This window comes from Archangium gephyra (assembly GCF_049060025.1).
Taxonomy (GTDB): Bacteria; Myxococcota; Myxococcia; order Myxococcales; family Myxococcaceae; genus Archangium; species Archangium gephyra_A.
This window is the reverse complement of sequence record NZ_JBMEQQ010000002.1, coordinates 4,671,541-4,685,220: the sequence shown is the minus strand read 5'-3', so window position 1 is coordinate 4,685,220 and position 13,680 is coordinate 4,671,541. Positions and strand designations below refer to the sequence as shown.

The window sequence follows — 13,680 nt, the reverse complement described above, 5'->3', positions numbered from 1 at the left end:
AGTCGAACCCGGGGCCTTCGATACCCTCACCCCGTCCCTCTCCCGGCGGGAGAGGGGTTGTTGGGGGCACCAGGGTTGTTGGGGTTGAGGCTGTTTTTGCTACTTCGCGCTGCTCAGGCGTCTGGCGGCCGCCGCGGCGTCCGGGTGGTCCTTCTGCAGCTCCGCCGCCTTCTCGTACTCCGCCTTCGCCTCCGTCAGCTTGCCCGCCGCTTCCAGCAACTGGCCCAGCGCGTAGTGCGGCTCGCCGAATGCCGGGTCCACCTGCACCGCGCCTCGGAAGGACTGCTCCGCTTCCTGGGCGTTCCCCTGCTGGTACTGCGCGTGCCCCAGGTAGAGCAGCCCGAGCGCGTGCCTCGGCTCCACCGCCACCACCTCCTCCAGCACCTTCTCCGCCTTCTTCCTGTCCCCGCCTCGCAGGTACAGGAAGCCCAGCTCCGCCCTCGCCTCGAGCTGTGAGGGATCCCTCTTCGTCACTTCCTCCAGCTCCGCCACCGCCAGGTCCGGCCGTCCCCGCCTCGAGTGCAGGATGCCCAGCCGCGCCAGCGCCGCCGTCTCCGCCTCCTCGCCCTCCTTCGGCTTCAGCAGCTTCTCCGCCCCGTCGTGGTTCCCCATCGCCAGGTACAGGTCCGCCAGCCCCAGCTTCGCCGCCGCGTTCTCCGGCTCCTCCGCCAGCACCGCCTCGTACAGCGGCGCCGCCTTCGTCCCCATCCGCTTGCGTGCGTACGCCTTCGCCAGCGCCAGCCGAGCCTCCGTCGTCTGCTCCAGCGCCAACCGCTCCTCGTACTGGGCCAGCGCCCCGTCCAGGTCTCCCTTCGCCAGCAGCGCGTCGCCGTACGCCGCCCGCGCGCTCACGTCCCTCGGGAAGCCGTCCACCGCCTTCTTCAACGTCTCCACCGCCTCGTCCACCCGCCCCAGCCCCAGGTACGCCCTCGCCAGCCCCTGCCACGCCTCCGTGTTCGGCTTGCCGTCCTCCGCGCTCGCCGCCAGCGCCTTCTTGTAGGCCTCCACCGCCCGGTCCCGCTTGCCCTGCGCCAGGTAGCTCGCCCCCAGTTGCGTGTACGGGCCACTCGCCCGTTGAGGCTCCAGCGCCAGCGCCTTCTCGAAGTGCCGCGTCGACCGGATGTGATCGTCCTTCCGGTAGTACGCCATCCCCAGGTTGAAGTGCGCCTCCGCGTACTTCGGATCCGCCGCTACCGCCTTGCGGAATGCCTCCAGCGCCTTCTGGTGCTCGCCCCTCGCGTCCAGCGCCACGCCCAGGTTGTTGCGCGCCATCGCGTGCTTCGGCACCGCCGCCAGCGCCTTCTCGTACTCGGAGATGGCTCCGTCCAACTGGCCCGCCCGCATCAGCAGCACGCCCAGGTTGTAGTGCGCCTCCGCGTCCTTCGGCGCCTGCCGCGTGGCCTCCCGCAGCGTCTCCTGCGCCTCGCCCGTCAGCCCCTTGTCCGCCAGCGCCTTGCCCAGGTTCACCCGCGCCGCCGTCAGCTTTTCGTCCAGCTTCAGCGCCGCGCGGTATGCGGCGATCGACTCGTCCGTCTTCCCCGCCCGCTGCAGCGCCTCGCCCAGGTTGAAGCGCAGCTCCGCGTCCTTCGGCGACAGTTCCACCGCCAGCGAGAACTGCGCGATGGCCGTGTCCCGCTCATCCAGCATCCGCGCCAGCAGCCCCCGCTCCGCCCTCAGCCCCTCCTCCTTCGGGAAGGCCTCGATGGCCTGCTCCAGCAGCGCCTTCGCCTTGTCCGTTTCACCCGTCAGCCGCAGCGCCCTCGCCAGTGCCAGCTTCGGCGCCATCAGCTCCGGCGCCTGCTCCACCAGCTTCGTCAGCGGCTTCACCGCCTTGCGCGGCTCGCCCCGCGCCAGGAAGGCCGTTCCCAGCCGGTACAGTTTCTCCGTGTCCGCCGGTGCTCCGGCCCGCCGGGTGGACTCCACGGCCGGTGGTTCCGGGGGCGGTGTACCCGGTTCAGGGCTCTGAGCGGTGAGCAGCTGGAAGACGAGAAGGCCGGCTCGCGTCATCAGAGGTTCTCCACGTAGGGACTCGCACGTGCGTCGAAAGTCTTCTTCGACAGGGCGGCCTTCTTCACCTCCCATGCTTCCCGGGCTGTCTTCTCCTGGGCAGTGTCCGCCGCCAACGCTCCCCGCTCCGCCTTCACCTCTCCCTCACATCCGGACACCTGCGTCTCGTACTTCTTCGGGTCCAGCTTCTCGCTGCCCTCCACCTTCGCCTTGCGCGCCGCCTGCAGCCGCGCCAGCTCGAAGCGCGCGAAGGCACAGCGCATCGCTAGCTCCTCCACGTCCCGCAGCGCCACGTTCAGCCGCTGCTTCGCTCGCAGGTACTCCACCCGCGCCCGCGCCTCCTCGATGGCCAGCTTCGCCACCTCGCGCGAGGACGCGTCCGGGGCGCGCTTCTCCTCGTCCTCGGCCGCCTGCTCGCGCGACTTCGCCCGGCGGATGGCCTCCCTCGCCCGGAGGATCTCGTTGCTGGCCTCGTCCACCTTGTCGATGGCCAGCGCCAGGTCGTTCTCCGACTCCAACAGCTCGATGCGGCTCTCGTACGGCAGCTTCGCCACCAGCTTGTCCGGGACTCGCATCCCGTAGCGGGGGCCACACGCGGCCGTGAGCAGCAGCAGGAATGGCAGGACTGTGCGCTTCATGGAACGGTCGCCTCGAAACGGCCGAAAATGGTCCGGCCGGAGTAGACGTCGGTGCCGTTGACGAAGGTGAGGTGCAACTCGCCCGTGACGGTCTTCCCCGAGTCCAGGTACCCGTCGAAGATGAGCTTCTCCCCGGGCGATCTCCGGGAATTGGCGGACGGGTTCCTCCAGCACGCCCCGGCTCACGGCGCCTCGCTGTGGGCCCGTGGTGCCTCCCATCCGCTGCGCCAGGTCGATCGCCGCCCTCGGCTCCAGGGAGATTCCTTCCAGCCTCGCCGCCACCTTGAGCTGGATGTCTTCTCCTTCGCCTCGGGGGCGCAGGAAGCTCACCGTCACCTCGTTGTTGGCGGCCTGGGCTTCGGCCCGGTCGTAGGTGAGGTCCAGGTACTCCGTGACGCTGCCCTCGAGTGTCCTGGGGGCACAGGCCGACAGGAGGAGGGTGAGGAGCAGGGTGGGGGCACGGGGGCGCGGGCACGGTGGGGGCACGGGTCCGGGCACCCTCACCCCGTCCCTCTCCCGGAGGGAGAGGGGAGGGGGGCGCGGGGGCTGGCGAGAGATGGTCATTTGCATGCGGACCACCCGCTGTCCACGTCCGGGCCCCTCAGGCTTCCCACGTCCTTGAGCACCGAGAGCTCCCGCTTCGCCCCCTCGGTGTCCCCGAAACGGCAGCGCAGCGCCGCCAGGTTCAGCCGCGCCTTGTCATACGTGGGGTCCGCCTCCAGCGCCTTCGCGTACGCCTCGCGCGCCCCCATCGCGTCTCCCTGGTTCAGCATCGCCCAGCCCAGCGCGTTGTGCGCCGAGGCCCTCGTGTCCGCCAGCTCCGTCACCCGTCCCAGTGTCAGCTGCGCCAGTCCGAACTGGTTCGCCCCCAGGTAGCCCAGGCCCAGCGCCTCCAGCGCCTCCGCCGTCAGGGTGGCTTCCGCCTTCTTGCGCAGCTCCTCCAGCGAGGCGGGTTGTGTCGCCGTTCCCACCGCGGGCACTGGCAGCGCCGCCGTGTCGCTCTTCGTCCGGCAGCCCAGCACCGCCACGCTGAAGACCTCCAGCGACTCCGCGCGCGACACACACGCCTCGAAGGCGTCCTGGGACCGCTGCCGCAACGGCGCCACCTGCTCGGCCACCGCCTTGCGGAACGCCTGCGCGTCCGACGCGGACACGCCCGACGGTGCCGGCGTGGCCTCCACCACGTCCGCCAGGTGCGCGTACACCAGGCCCACCTTCCACAGCGAGGCCACCGCCCACTCCGGGTACCCCAGCGACGCCGCCTGCGTGTAGATGCCTTCCAGCCCCTGCAGCGCCGACACCTTCTCCTCCACCTTGTCCGACGGCAGATCCTTGTACGCGCGGTAGAGGATCTCCCCCAGGTACCACAGGCCCTTGGCCGCCTCCTCCGTCTGTCCGTCCGGGCCCTGCACCGCCGCCGTCAGCGTCTTGATGAGCGCGTCCGGTGGATCCTTCACCGCCGTGGTGGCCTGCACCTCGGCCAGCACCGCCACCGCCGCAGCGCTCGTCCTGTCCAGCTTCAGCGCCACGTCCGCCGCCGTCTTCGCCTTCACGTAGTCCCGGGCCCGCAGGTGCGTCTCCGCCAGCAGCACCATCACCTCCGCCTTGCGCGCCCCCGCCACGTCCGCCGCCGCCTCCAGGTCCCTCGCCGCCTCCTTGAACTGGCCCATCGCCTGGCGCAGCCGCGCGCCCGTCAGCCAGCCATCCACCGCCGCCACGTCCGCTCCCAGCTTTCCGCCCACCATCTCGAAGTGGCCCGCCGCCTCGGTGAAGGCCGCCGCCTCCGCCGCGTGACGGCCCAACGTCAGCAGCACGTCCGGCACGAACTGGCTCTTCGGGTACTCGTCCGTGAGTCGCTTCCCAATCTCACGCTCGCGCCCCAAATCCCTCTTGTCGCGCGCCGCCGTGAAGGCGCCATACAGGGCCTTCTCGCCAAGCTCCGCGCCCTTGTTCTCGTTGGCCACCTTGAGCAGGCCCTCGATGACGTCGCCCGTCTCCTGCGAGCTCTTCAGCGCCAGCTCGTCCAGGGCCTCGGCGCGCGTCTGGGCCAGAATCCGCTTCACGTCGTTCTGGAAGGCCGCCGGCAGCGCCGCGCCGAGCAGCTTCTGGCCCGTCTCCTCCAGGCCCTTGAAGTCATTCACCTGCCGCAGGCTGTCCAGCGCGAGGTTGCCCGCCGCCGTGGCGTCCTTGTGCGAGGGGTGCGCGAGCGCGAAGGCGGTGAAGAGCTCGGCCGCCTTGGGGAATTCGCCGTCCTCGTACCAGGCCCGGGCGATGTTGAACTTCACCTCCAGCACGTGGGGGCTCCGCGGGTAGCGCGACACGAAGTCCGCTCCCATCAGCTTGAGCGCCTGGCGCGCGTCCGCCACCTCGAAGGCGTTGCGGCGCTGCGCCTCCTCCGGCTTCACCGTGGAGAAGTGCGCCAGCAGCGCCCCGTACATCGCCTCCTCCACGCCCTTGGCGTCCGTCGCCTTCTCCTCGTAGCGGACCAGCTCCTCGAACTGGCGCGCCGCTCCGGGGAACTCCTTCGCCGCGAAGAGCGCCTCCGCCCGGTTCTTCATCATCGTCCGCACGTACTGCTCCGGCCGGAAGAGCCCCAGGTACTCGCGGTAGGCCGCCGCCGCCTTCAGGTACAGCCCCTTGTCCTCCTTCTTCTGCGCCGCCACGTGGAGCTGCGTGGCCAGATCGCGCCCCATCTCCTCCAGCTCCGCGAGGTGCTTCTTGCGCTCGGCCTCGTCGAGCTGCGGGTCCGTCTTGCTCGTCACCGCCGCGCGCACCAGGAAGCGCAGATCCTCCGGCTCGGGCAGCACCTTGCCCTTGGCCGCCTTGAGCGCGTCGTACAGCTTCTGGCTCCGCTCCAGGTCCATCTCCGGGTCGTGCTGGAGCTCCATCAGCTTGCGCAGCGCGGGGATGGCCCACTCGTACTGCGCCTTGATGAAGTAGCGGTTGCCCAGCTTGTCCAGCGCGAGCGCGTAGGTGGCCCGGCTGTCGCTCAGCTTCTCGAAGTAGTTGAGCGCGCCCTTGGCGGGCCGGGCCTCGGTGTAGCTGTAGACGAGGTCCACCAGCGCCTCGCGCTTCACGTTGAGCGTCTTCCGCACGTCCACGCCGGGCAGCGCGGCACTGGCCGCGGCGGCCTCGAAGAAGGGCACCGCCTCCGCGTGCTTGCCCTGGTTCACGCGAATCCAGCCCAGCTTGTAGCGGGCCAGGTCGTGCACCGGTGACGGCGGCGCCTCCAGGATGGCCGTGTAGTGCTTCTCCGCCAGCCCCAGGTCCGCCTTGTCGAAGTGGTGGTCCCCCAGAATCTGGAGCGCCTCCAGCCGCAGCGGGCTGCCGGTGTGCTTGCGCACCAGCTCCTCCAGCGTCTTGAGCATCTCGTCGAAGGCGCCCAGCTCGCGCTGCTCGTGCGCGAGGTAGAAGAGCACCTTGTCGCCGTCGTGGAAGTCCGGCCACTCGCGCTGCAGCCGGTAGTACATCTGCACGGCCTTCTGCTTGAGCAGGCGCGTCTCGGGCGACACCAGGGCACCGCTGGCCCCGGGCGGGCGCTGCTCCGCCTGCAGGTAGTACACGTACCGGCTCTTCTCCACGTACAGCTCCGCCAGCCGGAACTGCAGGTCCGGCAGGTAGGGCGCGTTGCGGCTCTTCGCGATGAGCCGCTCCGTCTCGCCGATGGCGCGGTCCACCTTGAAGATGTCGCGCTGGAGCTTCTCGATGAGTTCCTCCCGTTCCTTCGCCTTGGACGCCAGCGGGTTGACGGGGCCCGCGGCGAGCAGCGCCGCGATGAGCAGCAGGGGGCCGGTCATGGGTTCTCCTCGATGCAGCGGCTCTCGAGGCGGACGCGGTACGAGCGCAGCTCGTCGTTCCAGTACTCGCCATCGAAGGTGAAGCCCACCTGCGAGGGCGACAGCAACTCCTCCTCGGGCGGTGCCACCACCTTGGAGCCCTTCTTCACGCGCTCGTACAGCTTCAGGCCCACCTCGTACTCCATCAGCCGCACCTGCTCGGCCGAGCGCAGCAGCGTGTCCGCCTGTTGCCGCACCGACTCCTCCAGGCGCGCCTGGTAGACGCGCCGGGCCTCGGCGTGCGCCAGGTCATACGTCTTGGTGAGGTGCGTGTAGAGCCGCTCGCCGAAGCTGCCCGCGTAGCGGCCCAGGCGCTCGCCCTCCAGCTCCAGCACCTCCAGGAAGCGCGCGGCCCGCCTCGTGGCGCCCTGGGCGCTCGCGGCCCGGCGCAGGCGCACGTCCTGCGTCAGGTCCTCCCGGGCGCGGATGGCCTCCAGCGAGTCCGCGAAGCGCCGCGTCAGCTCCTTCGCCGCGCGCTTGGCCGGCAGGTAGTGGCACAGGTCCCGGTAGATGAGGGCGCGCAGCAGGTACTTGTCCGGGAGGAACTCGTCCCGGAAGGAGGGCGCGTCCAGCGTGGTGAGGATGCCCAGCGCGGCGCGCACCTCGCCCAGCTTGTAGCGCGTCCACGCCTCCTCCAGGTACAGCGTGGCCCGGCCCGGATCCAACTCCGGCAGCTTCACCAGTCCGTAGGCCTCCAGCGCGCGCGGGTATTCCTGGCGCTCGTAGCGCAGGCGCGCCACCGCCAGCGCCGCCTCGTTGCGCGACTCGCGGGTGAGCTTCTCGTCCTTGCTCAGCCCGAGGAAGTCCTCGATGAGCTCGTCGTTGGGCTCCTTCACCTCGCGCAGCCGGGTGACGAGCAGCGCGTAGCGGGCGCGGCTGGCCTCGGCGCTGCCCTCGGGCAGCTTGGAGAAGTGCGTGGTGGCCCAGCGCTCGTTGCCCACCCGCAGGTCCACCAGTCCCTGCTGGTAGTGCGCGTAGGCGCCCGCCTCCTCCGGGAGGAAGCCCAGGTCCAGCGCTCCGAAGACCTGCTCGTCGATCATCACCTCGTCGTGCGGCCGGTCCGTCAGCTCGCGCAGGGTTTCCAGGGCGCGGGGCAGCACGTTGGGGTTGGAGCGCTCACGGGCGATGCGCGACAGGTACACGCTGCCCGCGTGCGTGAAGCCCAGGTCGATGAGGCTGCGGGCCAGGAAGTACTGGCCCCAGGCGTAGTTCTCGTGCGTCCGGGGCGCCGAGGACAGCCACGCGTGGAGCGGCCCGGCGGCGGCGCGCGGGTTGCCGGCGAAGTAGTCCGCCAGCGCCTTGTCGAACACCGTGTCCGGGACCTTCTCGGCCGGAGGTGGAGCCGGGGCGGGAGCGGGAGCGGCCGCCGGCGCACCATTGGCCTGGGCCCACACAGGCGCGGGCGCGGCGAGCAGCGCGGAGGAGACGAGCGCGGCGAGAATCGTGGCGGGGAGTCATTCCGTGGCGCCGAAGTTGAACGCGGTGGAGAGCTGGAGCGTGGGCACCTGGATGAGGCGGGTAGCGCCCACGAACACCGTGTTGTTCGTCACATCGAAGCGGAAGGAGAGGTTGCGGCCGGTGAAGACGCGCACGCCGAGGCCCAGGTTGACGGCGGGGCGGAAGCCGTCGGCGCGCTGGAGCTTCATCACCGTGGCGCCGCCCAGCAGGAAGGCGCTGAAGTGCACCACCGAGCGGTTGTTGACGGCCATCTTCCCGTAGATGGGGCTCCACACGAGGTCCGAGCCCACCATCCACTGCACCTGCTCCTCGAAGGCGGAGCTGGTGGGCGAGGCGTCGAAGTCGCGCTCGAGCTGCTCGCGCAGGCTCGTCTTCAGGTTGTAGCTGTAGCTGCCCCGGCCCACCTGCCAGGCGAAGCTGTCGGTGAAGTGGTAGGTGTAGCCGACGGTGCCGAGCACGCCCTTGTAGAAGGCATCGGCGGGCAGCACGCCCACGCCGAGCGTCAGCTCATGGTTCATCCGGTAGAGCCGCTCCTGGACGGCGGAGACGGTACCGGGGTTCTCGAGGGCCTCGGCCTGGGCGCGGGCCAGCCCGGGCAGGACGAGCGAGAGGAGGAGCAGGGCGTATCGCACGGTTCGGTCCTGGTGGAGGCCGGCCGGACGCGACGGGGAGCGCATCAGTAGCCGACCGAGTTGAAGATGAACGGGTAGGTGATGATGACGGCGCCACCCCGGGCGGGCGGGAAGGTCCACGCCTTCAGGCCGCCGATGATGCAGGCCTCGACGGAGGGGCTGCGCAGGGTGGAGGACTTCGTCTTGGTGGCCACCACGCGGCCGTTGGTGCCGATGGTCCACTCCAGCACCACCTTGCCGGCCAGGCCCGGATCCTTGAGCAGCGCGCGCTCGTAGCAGGCGTACACCTCCTGCAGGTGGCTGTTGACCACCTTGGCCACGGCCTCGCGATCGATGGAGCCCTGCGCGGCGATGGTGCGCGCGGTGGCCCGCGTCACGGTGCCGCCCACCTTGCCCTTGCCCACGCCGCCCGCGCCCAGCGCGCCGATGCCGCCACCGCCCTTGCCTCGCAGAATCTCCGCGCCCAGCGTGGCGCCGCCGCCCTTGCCCCCTCCACCCAGGCCGAACGTCCCCAGGCCCGCGTTGGCGATGGGCGCCTTGCCGATGAGGCCCGAGAGCTTGAAGTTGGAGTTCTTCGCGTTCTTGCTGCCCGGGCCACTGCCCAGCTTGTCCACCGCCGCCAGCAGGTCCTTGGTGGCGGGGCCCGCGGCCGTCAGCTTCGCCAGGGCCTTGAGGGCATTGGACTCGGGTGCGTCGGCCACCGCCTTGGGCAGCGACTTGCGCGGCCGGGGCGCGGGAGGCTCCGGCGTCACGGGCGCCTTCGTCTCCTTGTTGGCCACCTGCTTCTTGGGAGCCTTTTGCTTGATGGCCTCGAGCTTCTTCCTCGCCTCTTCCTTCTTCTTCGGCTCGGGCGCGAGCAGGCGCAGGGCGATGGGCGGCAGGTTCTTCTGGATGAAGTCCGCCCCCTCCGGCTGCTCGGGCATGGCGGCGATGAAGCCACCGAAGGCCGAGGTGAAGAACAAGAAGCTGCCCACGGCCAGCCAGGGCAGTCCCTTGAGCGGGTTGACGCGCACCTTCTCGGGCAGCGGGGCCGCGTAGGCCACCAGCGACATCCTGCCCTCGGAGAGGCGCGCGGCGGTGCCCTGGCGCAGGGTGACGAAGGGGCGCTCCCCGTTCACCTCCAGGGCCCCGGGCGCCACCGGAGTGAAGCGGCCGTTCGCGCCGCTGCGCTCCACCTTCGCCCCCTTGGGCACGTAGAGGCGGAAGGCGTCGTTGACGGTCTCGGCCAGCGTGAAGGGCTCGTCCGGGAGCTGGAAGCCCCACAGCGGCATGGGCGCACGCTCGTCCGCGGAGGCCTGGACCGGCTTCTTCCCCGGGGCGAAGCGGCGCGCATCGCGGCGCACGGCCCCCCAGTACAGCTCCAGGTACAGGTGCGCGGAGCCCTTGCGGCCCGCGTCCAGGCGGGGCGCGTGCGTGGGACGATCCAGCGGCGCGTCCGGGCGCTCCCACTCCATGTCCGTGCCGGTGGCGGGTGCCTGGGTGGGGCCCGGCTCCGGTGGCAGATCCTCGAGCAGCCCATCCGCGAGCACGAGCGAAGGGCCCGTGGCCTGCACCGGCTGCGGAGCGCGGCGCCGGGCCGAGGGCATGGTGCCCACCGGCACCTCGGGCACGGCGACGGGGTGGGACGGGACGGACGAGGCACCGACGCCATAGACGGCGGTCGCACCCGGCGGCGTGGGGGGTGAGGCGGGGACTCCGGGAAGCGTGGGGGCCGAGCCGGGACGCATGCGCGGCACCGTGGCCGCGGGCGGCGGCGGAGGCGCCACGGGGGCGACGGGCCTCACCGGGCCCGAGGGCCTCGCGATGGGCTGGGTGGCGGAGAGCTGCGACGGGGACGGCACCGGCGCGGAGGCGGGCGCGGGGGCACCGCCGAGCAGCGCGGCCACCTCGGGAGGCGGCTGGGCCCGCTCGTCGCGGGGCTTCTGCGAGAGCACGCGCGTCTTCAGCACGAAGGGGCCGCAGAGCACCTCGTCCGTCGAGCGCACCTCACATGCGGAGATGCGGTGGCCGTTGACGTAGACCGGCTGGCCCGAGCCCGCGTCCTGGATGGCGGCGCGGCCGTTCTGGAAATAGAGGACGGCGTGGCGGGGCGCGACGGAGACATCGTCCAGCCGCAGGTCCGAGGACGCGTCCGAGCCGAGCGCGTACGTGCCCGGAGTGAACACCTCCGTGCCCACGAGGAGCCCGTCGCGAAGGATGACGACCTGGAGAACCGTCTGCTGGCCGCTCAACGCTCATCCTCCTGACGCAGGCCTCGCGGCCGGGTGTCTACGGCTGCTGATCGTAGACGGTGGACACGATCTCCGAGCGGAAGTTGTCGCGCTCGCGGATCATCGACCGCGTCTTCAGCTCCTTGCGGTCGTACAGGTAGACGGCTCCGGACTTGTTGGTCTGGCCCTGGATGAGCCGGTCATCGAAGTCGATGCCGGGCGGGGCCTCGCGTGGGAGGCGCCGCCGAGGCGGCCGCAGCGGGCTCGCCGGAGACAGGGTCGTTCACCCGCGCCGAGGCGGGTTCCACCTGTCGGGAGGGCTCGGCCTTCCGGGAGGGCTCGGCCTTGGAGGGCGCCTTGCGGTTCTTCCCCTTGGAAGACGCCGCCTTCGCGCGTGCGCGGCCCTGGGCCGAGGCCTCGCTGCCCAGGGGCGTGGGAGCAAGGCCGAGGAGGCCAGCGATCACCAGGGAGGAGAGGAAGCGCCGCATCAGCCCGGCAGGTTACGCGATGCGCGTACCAACCTGTCAACGCGGGAACAGCAACTTGCGGTCAGGCTGGAAAAGGTGGAGTGCTGTCGGTGTGGTGGAGGCTTCGTGACTCGTTCGATTCGTCCCCTCGCGGCGCTCGCCGTGCTGCTCCTCTTCCTGGCCGCGGCGGGGGTGGTGCTGTGGCGCCACGGCGCGCGTCCTGGGCCGAGTGCGCCTCCACGGCTCGACTCGGTGGGCCCGCGGCTGACGAGCAATCAGACTTCGCAGCCGCTCGCCATTCATGGGGAGGGACTGGTGCCCGGGCTTCGGCTGGTGCTCGGGCCGCCCTTGTCGCGCGAGCTGCCTCTCGTGGTGGTGGACGCACGGCACGCGTACGCGCGCCTGCCCGCGGACCTGGGAATGGCGGCGGAGCAGGTACAGGCCGTGGTGACGGTGCGGCTGGCCGGGCCTCCGGACGTGACGCCCGAGGGCGAGGCACGCCTCACGGTGGTGAATGATGCCGCCTTCGCGGACCTGACGGCGATGGTGCTCTCTCCGGATGGGCGCACGTTGTTCATCGCCTCGCCGCCCACGGACACGGTGTTCGCCCTGGACGTGGCCAGTGGGCGCGTGGAGCCGCTGGCGGTGGGGGATGGGCCGAGCGCGCTCGATACATATAAGGACGCGGAAGGGCGTCCGTGGCTGGCGGTGGCCCACCTGTGGACCGGGGCGCTGCACCTGTACGCACTGGACGCGCCCGGGAGCGCGCCTCGGGTGCTGCCCGCGCCGGCCGGGGTCCTGGGGCTCGCGGTGGACGGGGCTCGCGGCGTGGCCTTCGTGGCCGAGCACGTGCGGGACGAGGTGCAGGCGCTCTCGTTGGAGGACGGGCACGCGGTGTGGCGTGCGAAGGTGGACCCGAATCCCCGGGCGCTGGTGCGTTGGAAGGGGCTGCTCGCCGTGGGGAGCCTGCAGACGGGGCAGGTGGAGCTGCTGCGGCGGGAGGACGGCGTGCCGGTGGCAACGGTGGTGCCGAAGCCGGGCGTGCCCATCGTCGGAGGCGGGACGGAGCGCTTCTCCGCACAGGTGATGGGCGGCAAGGCGGTACGGGGGCTGGTGGCCTCGGAGAAGCTGGGGCGGCTCTTCCTGGCGAGCCTGGGGCCCAACGTGGGGCCCAATGCCGAGCGCATGGAGGTGAGCCCCAACGGCGGCGTGACGGAATTGGACCCGGAGCGCGGCGAGGTGGTGCGGCACCGGGGCTTCGGGGCGGGCATCACCGAGGGGCTGGCGCTCGATGAGGAGGCGGGGCTGCTGTACGCGGCGGACGTGGGGCTCGGCCGGGTGCGGGTGCTGGACGCTCGCCGGCTGGAGGTGCTGCAGGAGGTGCCCATGCCGCTGCCCGAGGGCACGCCGCTGGTGCGGCCGGAGGCGGACTTCGGGACGGCGGGCCGGGCCGGAGTGGAACTGCACGCCGGGCCGAGAGCGCTCGCGCTGGCGCCGGACGGGCGTACCCTCCACGTGCTCAACCGGCACACCGGGACGGTGGCGGTGGTGGACGTGTCCGAGGCCCGGGCGGGCCGTGCGCGTGTGGTGCGGCAGTGGCCGGTGACGCGGATGGGGACGCAGGCGAAGCGGCGGCTGGGGCAGGTGCTCTATTACGCGGACCTCGGCCGCACGGCGATGAGCTGCGATGCGTGCCACCTCGAGGGCCACACAGGGGGCGTCTTCTTCGAGAAGACGCGGCCGATGCGCATCTACCGCTCCACCACGGTGCTCGGCAGCCGCGACACGCCGCCGTACTTCACGCCGGCCAGTACGCACAGCCTCGCGGAGACGATGCGCACGGTGGGCAGCCGCAACCGCTTTCACAAACCGGCGCTTACGGAGGCGGAGGTGGAGGCGCTCACGCTCTACGTCTCACTGCTGCCCACGCCGCCAAACCCCTTCCGGGACGCGCACGGTGTACCCCTGGAGATGGTGGAATTGCCGGATGGACGGCGCGGGAGTCCCGCTCGGGGCCAGGAGATTTTCGAGGGGAAGGGGAACTGCACGGGGTGCCACCCCGCGCCGCTCTTCACGCTGGACCAGGACGCGAGGACGCGCGGGCGCTACCTGGAGGTAGGGACACCGAATGCACTGCCCTTGAGGCTGGAGCAGCAGGACCTGGTGCCGGGAGCCGCACCGCCCTCGCTGGTGGGCGCGTGGGACATCTGGCCCATGTTGAGTAGCGGCGCCGCGGGCTTCGAGGTGCGTGATGACAACCGGCTGGCCGTGGGCACGCGCTTCCCGCTGCGCGCGGTGATGGACATGTCCGGCCCCGCGCACGGCAACATGAAGGCGCTCTCGCCCGGAGAGCAGGACGACCTGCTGGCGTGGCTCCTCACGCTCTGAGCTGAGCTTCGCGCAGCGGACACAGCCGGTGGGCGCTGCTCGCC

8 protein-coding genes are annotated in these 13,680 nt (G+C 71.3%); 1 reads left to right on the top strand and 7 read right to left on the bottom strand.

What is annotated here, in order from left to right:
- Positions 1 to 99 precede the first annotated feature (99 nt).
- The 7 genes from ACN28I_RS20335 to ACN28I_RS20305 form a co-directional block, all read right to left on the bottom strand.
- Positions 100 to 2,007 (bottom strand): tetratricopeptide repeat protein, encoded by a 1,908-nt coding sequence (locus ACN28I_RS20335; RefSeq protein ID WP_420943628.1) that lies wholly within the window; start codon positions 2,005 to 2,007, stop codon positions 100 to 102.
- Positions 2,007 to 3,131 (bottom strand): hypothetical protein, encoded by a 1,125-nt coding sequence (locus ACN28I_RS20330; RefSeq protein ID WP_420943627.1) that lies wholly within the window; start codon positions 3,129 to 3,131, stop codon positions 2,007 to 2,009. The genes ACN28I_RS20335 and ACN28I_RS20330 overlap by 1 nt, the downstream gene beginning before the upstream one ends.
- 74 nt (positions 3,132 to 3,205) lie before the next feature.
- Positions 3,206 to 6,442, bottom strand: coding sequence for a tetratricopeptide repeat protein (locus ACN28I_RS20325; RefSeq protein WP_420943626.1), 3,237 nt, complete (start codon positions 6,440 to 6,442; stop codon positions 3,206 to 3,208).
- Positions 6,439 to 7,923: a hypothetical protein gene (locus tag ACN28I_RS20320; RefSeq protein ID WP_420948679.1), complete on the bottom strand. Its 1,485-nt coding sequence runs from the start codon at positions 7,921 to 7,923 to the stop codon at positions 6,439 to 6,441. Before ACN28I_RS20320 ends, ACN28I_RS20325 begins: the two co-directional genes overlap by 4 nt.
- Before the next feature lie 12 nt (positions 7,924 to 7,935).
- Positions 7,936 to 8,571, bottom strand: coding sequence for an outer membrane beta-barrel domain-containing protein (locus tag ACN28I_RS20315; RefSeq protein WP_420943625.1), 636 nt, complete (start codon positions 8,569 to 8,571; stop codon positions 7,936 to 7,938).
- A 44-nt stretch (positions 8,572 to 8,615) separates the two neighbouring features.
- Positions 8,616 to 10,802, bottom strand: a complete 2,187-nt coding sequence (locus ACN28I_RS20310; protein ID WP_420943624.1) for an AgmX/PglI C-terminal domain-containing protein — start codon at positions 10,800 to 10,802, stop codon at positions 8,616 to 8,618.
- A gap of 179 nt (positions 10,803 to 10,981) precedes the next feature.
- The gene (locus ACN28I_RS20305; protein WP_420943623.1) at positions 10,982 to 11,269 is read right to left on the bottom strand and encodes a hypothetical protein; all 288 of its coding nucleotides are present in this window, start codon (positions 11,267 to 11,269) and stop codon (positions 10,982 to 10,984) included.
- 105 nt (positions 11,270 to 11,374) lie between these two features.
- On the opposite strand from ACN28I_RS20305, the gene ACN28I_RS20300 reads away from it, so the two are divergent.
- Entirely contained in the window at positions 11,375 to 13,636 is a 2,262-nt protein-coding gene (locus tag ACN28I_RS20300; protein WP_420943622.1) for an MtsA protein, read from the top strand.
- The last annotated feature ends 44 nt before the right edge of the window (positions 13,637 to 13,680 follow it).